Source organism: Mogibacterium kristiansenii (genome assembly GCF_009695905.1).
Lineage (GTDB): Bacteria > Bacillota > Clostridia > Peptostreptococcales > Anaerovoracaceae > Mogibacterium_A > Mogibacterium_A kristiansenii.
This window is the reverse complement of sequence record NZ_VUNA01000017.1, coordinates 1-18,219: the sequence shown is the minus strand read 5'-3', so window position 1 is coordinate 18,219 and position 18,219 is coordinate 1. Positions and strand designations below refer to the sequence as shown.

Here is an 18,219-nt window from a genome sequence, read left to right as displayed (position 1 = left end):
CTCCCCCTTCCAAATCAGGAAGCCCATTCAATCCGCCCCGGATTGAATGGGCACTCATCTCCTCAAAACCGGAACGGCAGCGCTTCACGTTCGGGAAGCGCTGCCCTCCTCTTCCACCACAATCAGAAAGGATGTGCCCTGCTGAAAAGCATCTGCTTTTCAGCAGGGCACATCCCTCCCATTTCCACAAAAACAAAAGGAAGCGGCACCCGCGGTGCCCGCTTCCTACTTCTTCCTCTACTTCTCTTCCGACTTCTTTTCCTTCAACGGATTGATCTTTACCTTGCCGCCGTTGTTGGAGGAAGCCCAGCCGATCCAGGTTTTGCCCGGGTTCAGGGAAACCATCTTCTTCTCCGGCTCGGAATCCTCATCGTCCTTGTCGGAATCCTTTTTCTCCACCAGGGTGAACAGCTCCAGCTGGTTGTCCTCGTTTACATCCCAACGGATGTCCTTTACGGTGCCGTTGCTGATCAGCTTCGCCTTGCCGCCGGCCAGCTTGTAGTCACAGTAAGTCACCCCCTGACCTGTGCCGTGGTAATTGGATTTTGTGATGTACTGGGTCTTATCGAAGAGAATCAGCAGGTTCTCCCGGCTCAAGTTGTTCTCAAAATCCTTCGTCTCATACTGTCCGGATTCCTGGTTGTACGTCCATACCGCATCCTCAAAACTCCGGCTCGACCAGGTGAGAGTCACCTTTCCACAGGTGTTCTTGCTCAGGTCCCGAATGCCCTTGCCGAACTGCAGCTGTGTTGCCTTCTTCTTGGTCTTGGTGCGGAACTTCTTGTCCTTGATGGCATCCGCCACTTTGTCGCCGTGGAGAATTCCGGTGTGTTCCGAAGATACGTCCCGGCTGTTGTCCCGGCTGTACAGATCCACCTTTCCTTTGTAGGTCATCTGATTGATATGGTCCACCTTATCTTCCTTGAAAACGGTGTTGGCACCCTTGTACTCCGAGGAAGAAGAACTCTGTCCCCAGTGAATGAAAATCGCGTCGAACAGTTCCGAGAACTTGATGTACGGCGGACGAGCACTTCTCATCGGGCCGATTTTCTTCGGCAGCTTGTTGTAATCCGCATAGAACCAGAGGGTACGGGTAATTCCGCCCTCCACTTCTCCCTGTAAAATAATATCCGGGGAGTACTTCTTGTCCGTCATTCCCCACTGCGGGCGGGCATCCGGAGCGTTTTCCACCACCAGTGCCACCGGGCGAATTCCCTGTGCCGCAGAATCGAACTTCTCAGATCCGGTCAGCGGGTTCCGAACCGGTTCCGGCTTCGCCTCTTCCTTCTTGGAGCAGCCGGTCATCATGGCTGCCGCAAGAATCACCATCATCAAGCATGAAATCAGGATTTTGGATCGTTTCTTCATTTCTCTGCTTTCCTTTCTCATCCATAAAAATATACTTTAATAATACACTATTTCCGGCATTATCGGCAAGGTTCTATTCATCCTTCAGGCGATAACCCACACCGATTTCCGTCACGATGTACTGCGGCTTTCCCGGCACCTTCTCGATTTTCCGGCGAAGCCCCGCCATCAGCGCCCGTAGGGACTGGGTATTGTCCCCGTAGCTCACACCGTACAGCTCGTCCAGCAGCGTTCGGGTGGTAATCACCTTTCCGATGTTGTGGAACAGCAGTTCCAGCAGCTGGTACTCCAGCGGAGTGACGTGCAGAAGGTTCCCATCCAGGGTCACTTCCTTCGCGTCGAAATTAATCTTCAGTCCCCGCACCGAAACCTCGGCCCCCATCCGGTTTCGCTCTTCCCGAATCAGATGGCGCCGAAGCACCCGAATCCGTGCCATCAGCTCCGACTCGGAGAACGGCTTGGTGATATAATCCTCTGCACCCCGATCCAGAGCCTCGATTTTGTCCTCTTCCTTATCTCGTGCCGACACCACGATAATCGGAATATCCGAAAACTTCCGAACCCGCCGAATCAGGTCCAGCCCGTCTCCGTCCGGAAGGCCCAGATCCAGCACCATGATGTCCGGTTTTTTGGACCGCATCTTCCGCATCGCTTCTTCCACACCGCCGGCCGTCAGCACGCCGAATCCCGCTGTCATCAGCGAGTAGGCGATAAAATCCTGAATTTGCCGGTCGTCTTCCACAATCATTATAAGTTCTTTTGTCTGTTTCACTGTTCTCCCTCCATAGGCAACGTAAAAATTATTTCCGCCCCGGACGCATCTTTCCGGTTTCTCGCCAGAATCCGGCCGCCGTGGGCATTCACGATGGAATTACAGATGGAAAGGCCCAACCCAAAACCTCGATACACCACCTGATCGCTTCGATTGGACTGATAAAACGGTTCAAAGAGCCGGTCCAAGTGCTCCGGATTGATGCCCATTCCACGGTCCCGCACGGTGAACACCGCATCGTTCCCCTTCCGTTCCAGGATGACTGCCACCCCATCCTTTTTCTTGGTGTGGTGAATGGCATTTTCCAGCAGGTTGGTGATGGCTTGCTGAATCAGGGATGCATCCATCGGGACCATGAGGATTTCCTCCGGCACGGATACTTGGATATCGTATTCCGGGTGGTGCACCTCCGTCAGCTGCACCGCCGCACCGATGACTTCCTCCGCCACTTCCACTTCCTTCTTAATCTCCACGCCGCTTTCCAGGCGGGTGATGCCCAGCACGTTTTCCACCATGCCCGACAGATTCTGGGCATCGTCGTAGATGTTCTTCGCCATGCGGTAGCGGTAATCTTCCGACTTGGTTGCTTTCATCAGCATCTCCGCGTTGCCGGAAATGCTGGTGAGCGGAGTTCGGATATCGTGGGAAATGGAACGAAGCAATGTGGAGCGGAACCGTTCCTGGGTGGCCTCTTCCCGGGCCTGAATCCGCAGTTCCGCGGTGCGGAATCGGTCCAACGCCATCCCGATATTATCGATGATGGAGCGCACAAGGTGGAGCTGCGTCCGGTCCAGTTTTTCTTGTTCCTCCAACCGAATTCGAATCGCTCCCATCAGACCGGCATGGCCGCGCAAGGGCCATTCGTAATATTGTTTTCCCCGTACGAAAATCGTTTTCCCATTCTGAATCCGATTCCGTACGTTTTCATCTTCTTCCATTGGATACCAGGTGAGTGCCGTGTGATATCCCACAGTCTGGAAGACGTATCTGCTTCCGGGTTTGCCTCCGGAATCGTACGCCACGTAGCCGGCGGCACAGCCGACACCCTCGTTGATGGCAGACAGAGCGATTCCGATGATGGCTTCTGCGCTTTTTGCGCCGGCCAGGTCGTTGTTCAATCGCAGCAGTTGTTCCGTCAGGGTCTCCTTCTCTCGGGCAATCAGGGCTTCCTGCCGAACCTGGGAAATAAGTCCGCTGGTGACCAGTGCCACCGAAATCATGATGCCCATGGTGAGGAGGTATCGGGGCGGGGTAGTCATATCATAGGAAAATTTGGGCGATGCGAAGAAATAATAATACACCATGGTGGACCCGATTGAGGTAATAACCCCCAAGCTGAATCGTCCGGTGCGCCACACCACCAGGAATACGCAGAGCAGGTACAGCATGATGGTAGCTTCGGAGGAAATCAATTTCAAGGAAACTGCGTACGCCACCATGGAGGTGCCGCCGAAGATTCCGCACATTATGGCGATGTGATAGAAGAGGGAATTGTCTTCCTTTTCTTCCGGAGATTTCCAATACTTTTCCATTGTTTCCTCACTCAGATTGTGTATAATACAGCTATGATATTAGATATAATTGTGATTCTTATTTTTATAGTTTTTGCCGTTCGGGGAAAATCCCGTGGATTGGGAGAGTCCCTGATTCGGCTGGCCGCCATGGTGGCCGGCATCGCTTTGGCGACGACCTTTACCCGGCCCCTCAGCGCCCTGATTCGAAAAACACCCCTGCAGGCCTCCATGCAGCGGGGCCTGGAAAACATTTTCCAAGGCTCCACCGTGAACCTGCTGGACTTTATTCCAAAGGCCTTGGAAGACACCCTTCAGAACTTCGGTGTTTCGGACCTTCCTTTTGAGGTGAGCCATTTTACGACCACCGCGGTTCTCGTGCTGTCTTTCCTGCTAATCACCACCGGAGTCAGCTTGATTTCCCTGTTCCTTCGTCGGCGGCTTCACATCGCTCGGAAGAAAGGCACCGTCATCGGCAGCACCGATTCGTTTGCCGGTTTTGCGGTGGGCGTGCTGAAGGGAACCCTGTTCGTCTTTCTGTTCCTGGCCTTTATGTTTCCTCTGGCGGGCATCTTCCTCCCGGATCGGATTCAAGCCATCAATGAACAGCTGAACAGCTCCTATATCGCCGGTCCCCTCTACGACATCAATCCGCTGCTTTTACTGCTGAAAAAATTCTCGCTGTAAGCGTATACACGGCGGCGCCCCTTCGGGCGCCGCTTTTTTCGTTCCACTAACTCAATGTGGCCTTCAGAATTACCGGGTTGTGGTCGGAATTCTTGAAGTTGAGATTCTCTGTTTTTATGGAATCCACCTGCAGATTCTTGGACAGGATAAAACCGTCCAGCATGTAGTAGTAGCAGTCCTTTTTGTCCGCGTTCTTGTAGACCTTGTCCAGGGAACGGCAGGTCGGATTGCTGTTGTCCATCAGGAGGTTCCAGTCCTTGCCGAAATCCTTTGCGTCAATCTTGCCCGGTGTCCAAATATCCTCACTGCTCGGATATTTTCCGATGTCCACGTTGGAGAAGGTCTGGTTGAAGTCTCCCCCGGCAATCACGTAATTGCCCTTCTTCTGTTCTTCTTCCATCACCTTCAGCAGGGCCCGGGTCTGCTTCACCTTGCCCTCGCCGTTGTCGTAAGCTTCCAGGTGCAGGTTGATCATCACCAGCTCTTTCTTGGTTCCCGCAATCGGTACCCGGTTCACCATCAGGCAGCGCTTCAGGTTCGCGATGCGCACCGGCCATTCAAACGGGCACGGCAGGCTGATTCGGGTGGAATCGGACTGAGTGAACCGAGACAAGGTCATGATGCCACTGTCCACGCGACCAATCGGCGGCCACGGATACGGCACGTATCTCACCTTAAAGTTATTGGCAAAAGTAGACTGGTATCCATCCATGGATTCCGCAATGTCCTGCTGCTCATCGGTATGATGGGCACGGGTGGAAAAACGATCCACTTCCTGCAGGAACATCACATCCGCCTTCTGGCTTTTCAGTTCATCGATGATTCCCTGCATGTTTTCCTGCACCCGCTCTGCAGAAGCGGTAGTCACCTGACTTCCGCCGTCCATAAAGAAATCCGCATTGTCTCCCAAAGCGCCGTAGCCGATGTTCCAGCTCATCACCTTGATGGTGGATCCCACCTCCGGGGAACCAAAGGTATCCTCTGCCAGACTGTCGATTCTTACCTTCTCCGTGCTTTCCGGCCGATATTCCATTGCCGTCAGCACGATGAACAGCATCAGCAGCAGAACCACCAGCGTGATGCAGAAGGCGCCCACTAAACGAGCGATTTTGTTAAGCATGTTCTTTCTCCTATCATTATCCCCCAGTTATAAATTGCTTACTTCTCGTCCCTTTCCTTCGTCCGAATCGGCCCCTCGCCAATCGGGCCACTTCATTATACCTTTTTTGTAAATTGATGAAAAGCATAACCGCAAAAAGAGCCCGGCGCGGGCCGACCAGCCGGACGTGGTGCGTCGCTCACCGCAAACCCTTATTCCTTCGTCGCCGAGCACCACGTCTTCCGGGGCCAAGGCGCCGGTGTTGGTGTGACCCGACGGAAGACAATGGCTTTGCGAGGAGCCAGGCGCCAACTTGGACAGCCCCGCGCCGGGAGATTCCGTTTTTTCATTTCTAATTCTATGACTTTTCTAGGAATTCGGAATAATTGACGACGAAATACCCCACCCCGTGGTTTCGTCGTCAATTTCCCCGCGCCCGCCGGGTAGATTAGAGGAGAATGCCGGGTGGAAACGGTAAGATGAGGTTAAAAAAGCAAGAAAACAAGGTTGGAAGAAGGGTTTTTGTTCCTGGTCAGAAAAAGGATTAGAAATAGTAGCGTGGGGAAAATATTAGATTGACGACAGACTGTCCCCACCCAAGGGGCTGTCGTCAATTTTTTGTAATCTGAATGCAGATTAGAGTCATTTGCATGAGAATGTAATTAGAATTGACGACGAAAGGAAGAATCTAAGTCGTTCGTCGTCAATTCAGCCAATTCTCTTCTTTTCAAAAATGATAAAAAGTGATGCACGAAGGCCGGTGAGGCCTTCCGTGCATCACTTTTCAATTCGCGTCGAATATTGGTTAACTATTCCAACTCAAAGGCACCGGTGTACAGCTGGTAGTAGGTGCCCTTCTGGGCGATAAGCTCGTCGTGATCCCCCCGCTCGATAATCCGGCCCTGATCCAGCACCATGATGGCGTCGGAGTTCCGGACCGTGGACAGACGATGGGCGATGACGAACACGGTCCGGCCCTTCATCAGGTTGTCCATGCCCTTCTGCACCAAAGCCTCTGTTCGGGTATCGATGGAGCTGGTGGCCTCGTCCAGGATCATCACCGGCGGATCCGCCACCGCCGCCCGGGCGATGGAAATCAGCTGGCGCTGGCCCTGGGAGAGCTGGGCGCCGTTGCCGGTGAGCATGGTGTTGTATCCCTCCGGCAGGCGGGTGATGAAATCATCCGCATTGGCCAAGCGGGCCGCTTCCATGCACTCCTCATCGGTGGCATCCAGCCGTCCGTATCGGATATTGTCCATCACCGTTCCGGTGAACAGGTTCACGTCCTGGAGCACGATGCCCAGGGAACGGCGAAGATCCGGTTTGCAGATGTGGTTGATGTTGATTCCGTCGTAACGGATTTTGCCGTCCGCGATGTCGTAGAACCGGTTGATCAGATTGGTGATGGTGGTTTTGCCCGCACCCGTAGCACCTACAAAAGCAATTTTCTGACCCGGTTTCGCGAACAGGCTTACGTCGTGGAGCACCTGTTTCTCCGGAGTGTATCCGAAGTCCACATCTTGCAGGCGCACGTCGCCTTTTACTTCTATGTACTGGGGTTCCGCGTAACCCGGAGTCATGCGTTTCCAGGCCCACATCTCCGTATTCCGGTCGGTCTCCTTGAAGCTTCCGTCCTCTTTTTTTACCACGTTCACCAGGTGCACGTAACCCTCATCTTTCTCCGGCTTTTCATCGATGAGCCGGAACACCCGGCCCGCACCGGCTAAAGCCATGGAAATCATCGGCACCTGGGCCGACATCTGACCGATGGTCTGAGACAGCTGGCGGGACATGCCCAGGAAGGACACGATAATACCGATGGTAATGGGCCGGAATCCCCGCAGGCTCACGTTGGTCGCCCCAAAGACCACCAGCAGTCCGCCCACCAGCGCCAGCAGCACGTACAGGATGTTCCCGATATTTCCCAGAATCGGCATCAGCACGTTGCCGGCCGCATTGGCCCGGGCGCTGTCTTGGAAAAGCTGCTCGTTCAGCACGTCGAATTCCTTCTTGCTCTCTTCCTCGTGGGTGAACACCTTCACCACCTTCTGGCCCTTCATCATTTCCTCGATAAAGCCCTCTTCCTTGGCCAGAGATTTCTGCTGGCGCATCATGTACACCGAACTCTCCTTCCCCAGCTTTTTCGTCACCCGGAACATCAGGAGAATTACGGCAAAAACAACCAGCGTCAGCCACAGACTGTACCGGAGCATCATGAACACGATGGTGAGTACGGACAGGCCGGTCTGAATCAAGGTCGGCGTGCTCTGGCCGATCATCTGCCGAATGGCATCCACGTCGTTGGTGTAGGTACTCATGATATCGCCGTGGGCGTGGGTGTCGAAGTACTTAATCGGCAGCTTCTCCATGGCGTCGAACATCTCATCCCGCAGGTTTTTCAGGGTTCCCTGGGTGACTCCCGCCATAATTTGGGTGTAGATGGCGGAAGTGGCCATGCCCACCAGGTAGAACACGCCCATGGTTCCGATGATGCGGAGGAATTTGGCCTGTACCGACTCCATGCCCACCTTCATTCCCGGCAGGATGACTTGATCGATCAGCTGCTGCAGGAATACGTTGGAGAAGGACATGGAGATGGCGGATAAAATAATGCACACCAGCACCACCAGCAGCCGGCCTTTATAATGGTCGGTCAGGTATTTGATAAAACGTTTCATCGTTCCCGGGCGAATTTCGCCAACGGGTTGTCCTCTTCTTGGTCTCGGCATTATTCTTCCTCCTTTCCTTTGGTCTGGGAATCATAGATTTCCCGGTAAATTCCGTTCTTAGCGATGAGGCTCTCGTGATTTCCCTGTTCTACCACGCGGCCGCCGTCCATCACCAGAATCTGATCCGCGTCCTGAACGGACGAAATTCGCTGAGCGATAATTATTTTTGTGGTATTCGGAATCTTATCCATGAAAGCCTGACGGATGAGGGCGTCGGTCTTGGTGTCCACCGCGGAGGTGGAGTCGTCCAGGATCAGCACCTTTGGATTTTTCAGGAGCGCCCGGGCGATGCACAGACGCTGCTTCTGGCCGCCGGACACGTTGGTTCCGCCCTGCTCGATGTAGGTGTCGTAGCCGTCCGGGAATTTGGAGACGAACTCGTCCGCCTGAGCCAGCTTGCAAGCTTCCACAATTTCCTCGTCCGTGGCGTTCTTGTTGCCCCAGCGCATGTTGTCTTTGATGGTGCCGGAGAACAGCACGTTCTTCTGAAGCACCACAGCCACCGCGTCCCGCAGGGTGTCCACATCGTAGTTCCGCACGTCGATGCCGCCCACTTCCACGGAGCCCTCCGTCACGTCATAGAGTCTCGGAATCAGCTGCACCAGGGAGCTTTTGGAGGAACCGGTTCCCCCGATGATGCCCACGGTCTCGCCGGATTCGATATGGAGGTCGATATCCGTCAGGGCATTCCGCTTGCTTTTTTCATTGTACTTAAAAGAAACATGGTTGAAGTCCACGCTTCCGTCGGCCACTTCCATCACCGGGTTTTCCGGGGAGTGCAAGGTGTTCTCGTAGTTCAGCACTTCCGTGATTCTTCGCGCGGATTCCTGTGCCATGGTGAGCATGACGAACACCATGGACAGCATCATGATGGACATGAGCAGCTGCACGCCGTAGGAAATCAGGGCGGACAGGTCTCCGGTGTTCAGGCTGGTTCCGTGGCTGTTCACGATGGTTTTTGCACCGAAGAAGCTGATGAGCAGCATGGAGGCGGACATGCAGAAGCTCATCACCGGGCTGTTCAGGGCCAGGATACGCTCTACATGGGTGAAATCCTTTCTCACTTCATCGGATGCCCGGTAGAATTTCTCCCGCTCGTACTCCTCCCGGACGAAGGATTTTACCACTCGGATGCCGGCGATGTTCTCCTGCACGGAGTTGTTCAGGGCATCGTATTTCTTGAAAATCCGTCGGAAAATCGGCATGGCGGTGCGTATCATCCAGATCAGCGCGATGGCGATGACCGGCATCACACAGAAGAACAGCAGCGCCATTCTCGGATTGATGGAGAAACTCATTGCCAGAGAGAACACCATCATCAGCGGAGTCCGTACCGCAATTCGAATCATCATCTGAAAGGCGTTCTGCACGTTGGTGACGTCGGTGGTGAGCCGAGTTACCAGCGATGAAGAGGAGAATCGGTCCACATCTGCGAAAGAGAAGTCCTGAATCGCATAGAAAATATCGTGTCTCAGGTTCTTCGCGAATCCCGCGCCGGCTGTAGCGGCTTTTCTCGCTGCCAAAACGCCGAAAAGCAGGGACAGCATGGCCATCACCAACAGGATGCTTCCGTATTTCACAATCGGATCCATGGATTCTCCGGTCATGTGGTTGATGAGCTGGGCCATCACGAACGGCAAAGCACATTCAAACAGCACCTCGATTCCCACAAACACCGGCGTCTCAATGGCCGGCCGCTTGTAGTCCCGGATGCTTTGCATTAACTTTTTGATCATATATCGTTATCCTCCTTATCGTTCTCCAGGTTGGTGTGGAGCTTTCGCAGGAGCCGAATCAGCTCCTGCACTTCTGCCTCACTCATCCCCCGGGTCATCAATTTCTCTTTCTCTCGGAACCGCGTCTCCATAAAATGCTGGTGCTCGTACGCCCGTTCCGTCAGGAGTACCATCTTAATCCGCCGATCCTTCTCGTCGGTAAAGCTTTCCACAAAACCCTTTGTTTCCAGCCGCTGCACCAACCCCACCACCGTGGGATGGGAAATCTCCAATTCTTTCTCAATCTGCTTCTGGGACATCTGTCCTTCGGTCTTGGCCAGGTGCCGAAGCAGGTGGGCTTGAGACCAGGTGAGGTCGCACTTCCGCAGGTCCATGTCCGCATGGGTTCGCATCTGGAAGGAAATCTGCTTGATCAGCATGCCGATTTCGTTCCGATTGCATTTGCATTCCTTCATTTTTTTCTCCTTTATTCATGTGGCGGCACTCTGTGACCGGGCCTCCGGCTGCTGTGTGGGCCGTCGGCTGCCGGGATTGAGCCTCCGGCAAAACGAATTCTAATTGTAAAATGTGTAGCGTGCTACATGTAGCACGCTACACATTTTAATCCTATCGCACCCCATAGTCAATGACGATTCTGTGAATTTTTCTCAGTATCTCTGTGGTTTAACTTTTATTTTTTTTACCGCTGTGATATCCTTATTATTATGAGTAAACGAAAAAAAATGACAATTATAGCAATCGCCGCGTTGACAGCTCTGTTTCTGCTGCTCGGCGTCCTGACATCCGGCATCACTGCGAATCGCGATGGGGGCGAGGTCACCGTATCCTCCGGCGACGGATCCATCATCGTGGCCGACAAGCTGAAGGAGGAAGGCTTGATTCAGAGCCCGTTCCTTTTCCGGATTGTGGCGGAAGTGGAAGGCCGAAACGGCAACTGGTACCCCGGCTCTTATAAGATTCCCGGCGGCAGCAGTTTTTTCGAGATTTGTAAAATCATGAGCAAACCGGCGGGAGACATCCGTGTCACCTTCCCGGAGGGTATTCAGGTGCGCGAAATGGGGACCATCCTGGAGGATGCCGGCGTCTGTAAGAAATCGGAATTCCTCAAAGCCTGCAAAACCCATTCTTTTAGCTACGAATTCCTGAAGAAAGTGCCCGCTTCCAAGCGCATCGGCGGTCTGGAGGGATACCTCTTCCCGGATACCTACTACTTTACAAAGGACGAGGACCCGGACAACATCATCAACACGATGCTGGATCACTTCCAGCAGACGGTGTACACGCCGGAAATCCTGGCCAAGGTGAAGAAGAGCAAATACACTTTGGATCAGGTGATTATCTTAGCTTCCATGGTGGAGAGCGAAGCCGCTACCACCGAAGACCGGAAAACCGTGGCCGGCGTGTTCCTGAACCGCCTCCACCACCCGGACAAGTTCCCGAAGCTGGAATCTTGCGTCACCGTAGAGTACGCAAAGGGCATCAAAAAGGACATCATCTCTCTGGCGGACACCAAGTACAATTCCAAGTACAACACCTACAAATATCCGGGTCTTCCCTACGGCCCGATTTGCTGCCCGAGCATGGAGTCCATCAATGCGGTGCTGACCCCCACTAACAACAGCTATTATTACTTCCAGTCCGATTCCAAGGGCCGGCTGCACTTCGCCCGGACCTGGCAGGAACATGCCAAAATCCAGAAGAAGCTGCAATCCAACTGGAAGACCACGAAAACCCGGAAGGTGAAGTAGGGGAATTAGGGGAATTAGAAGAATTAGGAGGACCGACTGTACGTCGGTCCTTTTTTGGTGGGCCTCCGGCGCGGGGCGGGGCTCCCTGCCGGCGTGGGACGTGGTGCTTCACTCTCCGCAAAACCTTGTTTCTTCGTCGTCAAGCACCACGTCTTTGGCGCCCAAGGCGCTCCCGGCGTGCCGGACGTGGTGCTCCGCCTCCCGCAAGCCCTTGTTCTTTCGTCGTCAAGCACCACGTCTTCCGAGCTCAAGGCGCCGCCAACGTACCGGACGTGGTGCTCCGCCTCCCGCAAGCCCTTGTTCTTTCGTCGTCAAGCACCACGTCTTCCGAGCTCAAGGCGCCGCCAACGTACCGGACGTGGTGCTCCGCCTCCCGCAAGCCCCTGTTCTTTCGTCGTCAAGCACCACGTCTTTGAGGTCCAAGGCGCCGCCGGCGTACCGGACGTGGTGCCTCACTCCCCGCAATCCCTTGTTCTTTCGTCGTCAAGCACCACGTCTTCCGAGCTCAAGGCGCCGCCGACGTACCGGACGTGGTGCTCCGCCTCCCGCAAGCCCTTGTTCTTTCGTCGTCAAGCACCACGTCTTCGGGGCCCAAGGCGCCGCCGGTCTGCGGGACGTGGTGCCTCACTCCCCGCAAAACCTTGTTCCTTCGTCGTCGAGCACCACGTCTTTGGGGCCCAAGGCGCCGCCGGCGTACCGGACGTGGTGCTCCGCTCCCCGCAAACCCTTGTTCTTTCGTCGTCGAGCACCACGTCTTTGGGGCCCAAGGCGCCGCCGGTCTGCGGGACGTGGTGCTCCGCCTCCCGCAATCCCTTGTTCTTTCGTCATCAAGCACCACGTCTTTGAGGTCCAAGGCGCCGCCGACGTACCGGACGTGGTGCTCCGCCTCCCGCAATCCCTTGTTCTTTCGTCGTCGAGCACCACGTCTTTGGGGCCCAAGGCGCCGCCGGCGTACCTGACGTGGTGCCTCACTCCCCGCAATCCCTTGTTCTTTCGTCGTCGAGCACCACGTCTTTGGGGCCCAAGGCGCCGCCGGCGTACCGGACGTGGTGCTCCGCTCCCCGCAATCCCTTGTTCTTTCGTCGTCAAGCACCACGTCTTTGGCGCCCAAGGCGCTGCCGGCGTACCGGACGTGGTGCTCCGCCTCCCGCAATCCCTTGTTCTTTCGTCGTCGAGCACCACGTCTTTGGGGCCCAAGGCGCTGCCGGCGTACCAGACGTGGTGCCTCACTCCCCGCAAAATCTTGTTCCTTCGTCATCGAGCACCACGTCTTTGGCGCCGGTTGGGCCGACCGCCGGCCTCGCATCCAAAAAGTGATGCATGAGCCCTTGTTTTTCTGCTCCATTCATCAACTCCATTTTCCAGGTTGATGCATGAGCACCCCTTCTTTCGCCTCATGCATCACTCCAATCATTTCTGTGCTATATTTATTCTACTTTAATTTCGCTCAAGTAAAAAAGTGATGTCCGAACCCCGGTTTTCTGCTTCCCAGCATCATATACCTCCGCTCCCCCTCGGGCATTCCACTCTAATCAACCCGGCGGCCGCGGAGAAAGTGATGCAGGAACCTCTTTTCGGAGCGTTCCTGCATCACTTTTCACCAATTCCCGGAAAGCGGCCCGAATTAGAGGTGCCCGCCGGATCGCGCGGGCACGCCCGGCGGGCTTCTCACCTGTCGGAAGCTCCACCTTTACGAAGCCCTCGCCGGATTCGGGCCGCGTTCAGATGAAATAGCACGAAGGGGTGCCGCCCTTCGTGCTTCTCTTCTTCATCCTAATTCCCGAAAGGAAAGAATTGACGACGAACACCACATCTCCCCCCGTTCGTCGTCAATTCTAATCATCTCCTCGCCTCTCCGGCCTTTCCACATCGATTCCCATCAGCATTTTATTCCCCTACAGAACCTCCCGGTCCACCCGATACCCCGGACACTTGATCCAGGCCACCAGTTTATCTCCCAGGTAGAACTCATCCTGGTCATCGTAGGTATTCCGCTCGTAGTAGTCAAACACAGCGGCGTCCCCGCCGTCGCAGATTTCATATTCTGCCGGCTCCTCCATTTTCAGGGACAGTTCCCTGCAGCGAATGACCACACCCAGTCCGCCAAAATTCGCCAGCCGATATTCCACATCCGGACAGGTGCGGGTCCCGATTCGCGTGCCGGTCACCCACGCCCCGCCGTCCTCTTTTTTTTGGAAGGAAAGCTCACACCGGTAGCCGTCCTCCAGGAAATCCACCACCGGGCGAGGCGTATCCAGCCACAGGACATCCCGGAAAAACTCCGCCGGAAGCTTCCGGGCCACCCGCTCCAAAGCCTGCCCCGTGCGCTTTGCCACCGAATGATCCCCGAAGAAATCCGAGTGGGCCGCCCGGATTTTTGCCGCATAATCTGCCTCCAGGTACAGACAGTAGGCCGCCGCCGGATTCGCCTCCGTTCCGAAGCCGTACTCGAACACCTTCCCCAGCCGAAGCGCCGCATCCGCAAAACTCGCATCATACCCCCGGAGGAATTTTTTCTTGGTCTCGTTATACACCATGTGGTACAGGTTCTGCGCCGTCTCCTCGCTTTTCCGGCAGCCGTACCCGTGGCTGTACATGTCCCCCAGCTTGTAGATTGCCTCGAACAGCCCGTTGGCCGCCGCATAGCTGAACTGCGGGAACGCCTTCTCGTACTCCGGCTCGCCCCCGTTGCAGCGCCCGTAATAATAGATGTACCCTAGCGTATTCGCATACTCCGCGTCGTCCGCCAGCTCCCGAAGCCGCAGCATGCAGTCCCGCGCCGCCGTCCAGTCGCACTCGTACAGCCGGTTGCCCCCGTAGCACGCGTACCCCTTCAGCCGCAGCGCAAAAACATTGTCCTCCCGGCACAGTTCCTCCGTGTACCGCCGCGCCTTCGCCAGCGTCTCCTCGTCCATCATCCGGAGGTTCTCATCCTCCTCAAAAGGCCGCAGCCACGCTTCCTTCTCCGCCGACGACTTCTCATGGCTCTTCCACACCGGCTGCGCACCCTTCCGATTAAATCTATCGTTCATCACACGCCCCTCTCCTAAAAAAAACAAAATCCGTTCGGCACCCACGTCCGGCAAGGCAAACCCCGTCGCAGTGCTGCGGTTTCTATACCAAATCCTTAGCTCGAGTATATCGCAGCCCGGCACCCCTGACAACCCGCCGGCTCCACCCCCGAGCCCATTGACCAAAATCCTTCCCTTTGGGCCTCCGGCCGACGTTCAGATGAAAAGAGATGCACGAAGGCCGCCGCCCTTCGTGCATCTCTTCCTCTTACCTTTTCCTTTAGTGCCTCACAATCGCCTTCTTCACTGCTTTCCCGGCCACCGGCACCACCTTCTTCATCGCTTGCCCGGCAGCAGGTGCCACCTTCTTCACCTGTTTCACTGCGACCTGCTGAATTACGCCAACCGCCGCATCCGTTGCCGGCGCCGCGAGCTTTTTCCCCGCCTTCACCAGCTTCTCTCTCTGCTCCTCTGCCCGTTTCGCTTTCTTCGCCTCACAGGCATCGCACCGAAAATGCGTCTTCCCCAGATCCTCGATCTCCGCGAAACACTCCCGGCACACCAGCCCGACCTTCTCCCCACAAATCGGGCAATAGTTATAGTCCAGCGGCAAATGCTTCCGCTCCTTGTTGTATCTGCAGTGCACATTTCGGCACCCTTTAATCCGTCTGTCCATCGTTGGCATCGCTCATTCCTCCCCGCTTCACTCCCTAAAAAAAAGTTTCGTCCTTCCAATTCTTCCGCCCGGCCCCAATCTGTGGTACACTCAACCCAGAAAAACCGGCCGCGCTGCTTAGCTCCACTTTAGCATGCCACGCCCATCTGTTCAACGAAAAAAAGGATTGTGATTGAAATGAATTGGAACATTTTCTGGGGACTCTACACGCTGGCTTTCGCTGTTCGCTACAACGACATCAGCCTGCCCGTTGTGGAATACACGGCAAACGGCCGCACCTACACCGTTGTCGGCCCAAAATTCAGCGCCACCGTCTCCAAGTCCTTTTCGTCCCCATTCCACCGGGCCAAAACCGACATCACCTCGAACCTGACCACCCGGGAGGACCTCCCCAGCGTGCTGAAACTCAACCTCCGGCAGAACTCCCTCGCCGGCCTCACCGAAAGCCCCCTGCTGGAACTGTACCCCATCGGCTCCGAAGTTGATGTATTCTACAACCCCCGCAAGCCCAAAATGGCCTACGTCCAAAGGTTCGCCCGGCCCCAGAAAGTCCTCTACACCATCGTCCTACTCCTGGGACTCACCTTTCTGGCTGCCGCCCTCTTCGTCTTCTTCGGTCCCACCATCACCATGCACTAAAAAATTTCTACTCACGCGCCTCGTGTGAGGCGCGACTTCAACGCATTTGCACCCTGGCTCCACAATCAGATTTCTACTCACGCGCCTCGTGTGAGGCGCGACCGGAGATTGCCGGGGAAGACATCGACTGGGAAGATTTCTACTCACGCGCCTCGTGTGAGGCGCGACTCTCGTGCTTATTGATGTACCCCTCAATTAACTATTTCTACTCACGCGCCTCGTGTGAGGCGCGACTCATATCCCATATCTGGTAAAACATTCTGCATCGGTATTTCTACTCACGCGCCTCGTGTGAGGCGCGACCAGGACGCCGTCGGCATTGCCAACCTGATGGGTATTTCTACTCACGCGCCTCGTGTGAGGCGCGACGACGATGAAGAGGATATTGAACCGCCGAAACATATTTCTACTCACGCGCCTCGTGTGAGGCGCGACAATGCAAGAGGGTGCGATGTTGTGCTTGACTCAATTTCTACTCACGCGCCTCGTGTGAGGCGCGACTAGCACCAGTGAAGAACGATGAACCTATTCCGTGATTTCTACTCACGCGCCTCGTGTGAGGCGCGACTTAGGAGAATGGAAGAAGAGCATCCATATATGAATTTCTACTCACGCGCCTCGTGTGAGGCGCGACGAGGACAAGATATGTTTGTGAAGAAAGCATATGAAATTTCTACTCACGCGCCTCGTGTGAGGCGCGACATCCAAAAATATAACGACGTACTCTAATCCCTGATTTCTACTCACGCGCCTCGTGTGAGGCGCGACATCCAAAAATATAACGACGTACTCTAATCCCTGATTTCTACTCACGCGCCTCGTGTGAGGCGCGACTCCGCCGCATGGAAGAAGAACACCCGTACATGAATTTCTACTCACGCGCCTCGTGTGAGGCGCGACTGTCATATCTTCCCTGTTCTACCCTGAAATGCTTCACATATTTCTACTCACGCGCCTCGTGTGAGGCGCGACTTATTTGTAGTGAATAGTCTAATGTGTTTGGTCATTTCTACTCACGCGCCTCGTGTGAGGCGCGACTGCAAGGTACGGCTTCTGCTGAATCATAAGGTCATTTCTACTCACGCGCCTCGTGTGAGGCGCGACCGATTCCGTTCAACGCATCCGCCACTGCTTTCCAATTTCTACTCACGCGCCTCGTGTGAGGCGCGACTGGCCGGCACGGTTAAAGGAATAACAATAAAGTTTGACGATTTCTACTCACGCGCCTCGTGTGAGGCGCGACGAGGCTCTGGAGTATTTGTTGGAAGAGATTCCAATTTCTACTCACGCGCCTCGTGTGAGGCGCGACACGGGTCCGGAAGCTCTCGCATCCGGAAGAAAGCAATTTCTACTCACGCGCCTCGTGTGAGGCGCGACGATAAAATCAAAAAAGCTCTGTCTTTAAAACAATTTCTACTCACGCGCCTCGTGTGAGGCGCGACCATCGCTTGCATACTCATCCCCATCATAGTAATTTCTACTCACGCGCCTCGTGTGAGGCGCGACGAGACATTGGCAGAATACGCTTTCCGCAGATTGATTTCTACTCACGCGCCTCGTGTGAGGCGCGACATTCAATGACAAGCACAGCTGCAGTGCCGCAGATATTTCTACTCACGCGCCTCGTGTGAGGCGCGACGTGTTACCCAGCCATTGGCATAGGCTACCAGATAATTTCTACTCACGCGCCTCGTGTGAGGCGCGACGAAGATGAAAAATATCAGAAACCATCTGACATCATTTCTACTCACGCGCCTCGTGTGAGGCGCGACCTATCTGCTTTCTGTGTCGCTCCTGTGCAGTCTCCATTTCTACTCACGCGCCTCGTGTGAGGCGCGACGGAAACCGAGGACAACGCTATTCAGTACGCTAGAATTTCTACTCACGCGCCTCGTGTGAGGCGCGACGCAGTGCACACCCACCGTGTCCTCGATATGCCAATTTCTACTCACGCGCCTCGTGTGAGGCGCGACCGAAATCGCGGAGCGCCTGGAAGCGCTGGAAGACATTTCTACTCACGCGCCTCGTGTGAGGCGCGACCCCACCCCACCCACTCATACATTGTATATATTGGATTTCTACTCACGCGCCTCGTGTGAGGCGCGACTCACCCTATTGAAGATTCCTGCCAGAATTGCACCACTGTTCCAGTAAACGGGTACCGCAATTCCTGAGATATGGTACCGTTGTTCCTGCAACTGGATACCACATATATAAATCCTTAAAATGAATGTATGCATCTT

General features: G+C 55.0%; 12 protein-coding genes and 1 CRISPR repeat array. Of the genes, 3 read left to right on the top strand and 9 right to left on the bottom strand.

Annotation, left to right across the window (positions count from 1 at the left end; genetic code table 11):
* Positions 1 to 237 precede the first annotated feature (237 nt).
* From FYJ65_RS08005 to FYJ65_RS07995, 3 genes are all read right to left on the bottom strand, one after another.
* A complete protein-coding gene (locus FYJ65_RS08005) occupies positions 238 to 1,368 on the bottom strand; it encodes a DUF3048 domain-containing protein (RefSeq protein ID WP_206157373.1) in 1,131 nt (376 codons plus the stop codon).
* A 73-nt stretch (positions 1,369 to 1,441) separates the two neighbouring features.
* The gene (locus tag FYJ65_RS08000) at positions 1,442 to 2,140 is read right to left on the bottom strand and encodes a response regulator (protein WP_287795378.1); all 699 of its coding nucleotides are present in this window, start codon (positions 2,138 to 2,140) and stop codon (positions 1,442 to 1,444) included.
* On the bottom strand, positions 2,137 to 3,672 hold the full coding sequence (locus FYJ65_RS07995) for a sensor histidine kinase (protein ID WP_154554801.1): 1,536 nt from the start codon (positions 3,670 to 3,672) through the stop codon (positions 2,137 to 2,139). Before FYJ65_RS07995 ends, FYJ65_RS08000 begins: the two co-directional genes overlap by 4 nt.
* 33 nt (positions 3,673 to 3,705) lie before the next feature.
* On the opposite strand from FYJ65_RS07995, the gene FYJ65_RS07990 reads away from it, so the two are divergent.
* Positions 3,706 to 4,338 (top strand): CvpA family protein, encoded by a 633-nt coding sequence (locus tag FYJ65_RS07990; RefSeq protein ID WP_154554800.1) that lies wholly within the window; start codon positions 3,706 to 3,708, stop codon positions 4,336 to 4,338.
* A gap of 46 nt (positions 4,339 to 4,384) precedes the next feature.
* Here the strand turns inward: FYJ65_RS07990 and FYJ65_RS07985 are convergent, their stop codons facing one another.
* From FYJ65_RS07985 to FYJ65_RS07970, 4 genes are all read right to left on the bottom strand, one after another.
* Positions 4,385 to 5,458, bottom strand: a complete 1,074-nt coding sequence (locus FYJ65_RS07985) for an endonuclease/exonuclease/phosphatase family protein (RefSeq protein WP_154554799.1) — start codon at positions 5,456 to 5,458, stop codon at positions 4,385 to 4,387.
* 788 nt (positions 5,459 to 6,246) lie between these two features.
* Positions 6,247 to 8,166, bottom strand: a complete 1,920-nt coding sequence (locus FYJ65_RS07980; RefSeq protein ID WP_154554798.1) for an ABC transporter ATP-binding protein — start codon at positions 8,164 to 8,166, stop codon at positions 6,247 to 6,249.
* A complete protein-coding gene (locus tag FYJ65_RS07975) occupies positions 8,166 to 9,902 on the bottom strand; it encodes an ABC transporter ATP-binding protein (RefSeq protein ID WP_154554797.1) in 1,737 nt (578 codons plus the stop codon). Before FYJ65_RS07975 ends, FYJ65_RS07980 begins: the two co-directional genes overlap by 1 nt.
* Positions 9,899 to 10,357 carry a MarR family winged helix-turn-helix transcriptional regulator gene (locus tag FYJ65_RS07970; RefSeq protein WP_154554796.1) on the bottom strand — a complete coding sequence of 153 codons (459 nt, stop codon included), beginning with the start codon at positions 10,355 to 10,357 and terminating at the stop codon, positions 9,899 to 9,901. Before FYJ65_RS07970 ends, FYJ65_RS07975 begins: the two co-directional genes overlap by 4 nt.
* Before the next feature lie 267 nt (positions 10,358 to 10,624).
* Here FYJ65_RS07970 and mltG point away from each other — a divergent pair, with 267 nt between their 5' ends.
* Positions 10,625 to 11,650, top strand: coding sequence for an endolytic transglycosylase MltG (mltG, locus tag FYJ65_RS07965; protein ID WP_206157372.1), 1,026 nt, complete (start codon positions 10,625 to 10,627; stop codon positions 11,648 to 11,650).
* 1,895 nt (positions 11,651 to 13,545) lie between these two features.
* On the opposite strand, the gene FYJ65_RS07960 is transcribed toward mltG, so the two are convergent.
* Together FYJ65_RS07960 and FYJ65_RS07955 are read right to left on the bottom strand one after the other, a co-directional pair.
* Positions 13,546 to 14,682: a tetratricopeptide repeat protein gene (locus tag FYJ65_RS07960; RefSeq protein ID WP_154554794.1), complete on the bottom strand. Its 1,137-nt coding sequence runs from the start codon at positions 14,680 to 14,682 to the stop codon at positions 13,546 to 13,548.
* 259 nt (positions 14,683 to 14,941) lie between these two features.
* Entirely contained in the window at positions 14,942 to 15,346 is a 405-nt protein-coding gene (locus FYJ65_RS07955; RefSeq protein WP_154554793.1) for a hypothetical protein, read from the bottom strand.
* 168 nt (positions 15,347 to 15,514) lie between these two features.
* Here FYJ65_RS07955 and FYJ65_RS07950 point away from each other — a divergent pair, with 168 nt between their 5' ends.
* Positions 15,515 to 15,976: a DUF3592 domain-containing protein gene (locus FYJ65_RS07950; RefSeq protein ID WP_154554792.1), complete on the top strand. Its 462-nt coding sequence runs from the start codon at positions 15,515 to 15,517 to the stop codon at positions 15,974 to 15,976.
* Positions 15,977 to 15,979: 3 nt separating this feature from the next.
* A CRISPR array of direct repeats spans positions 15,980 to 18,083; the repeat unit is 33 nt; unit sequence ATTTCTACTCACGCGCCTCGTGTGAGGCGCGAC.
* Positions 18,084 to 18,219: the final 136 nt, after the last annotated feature.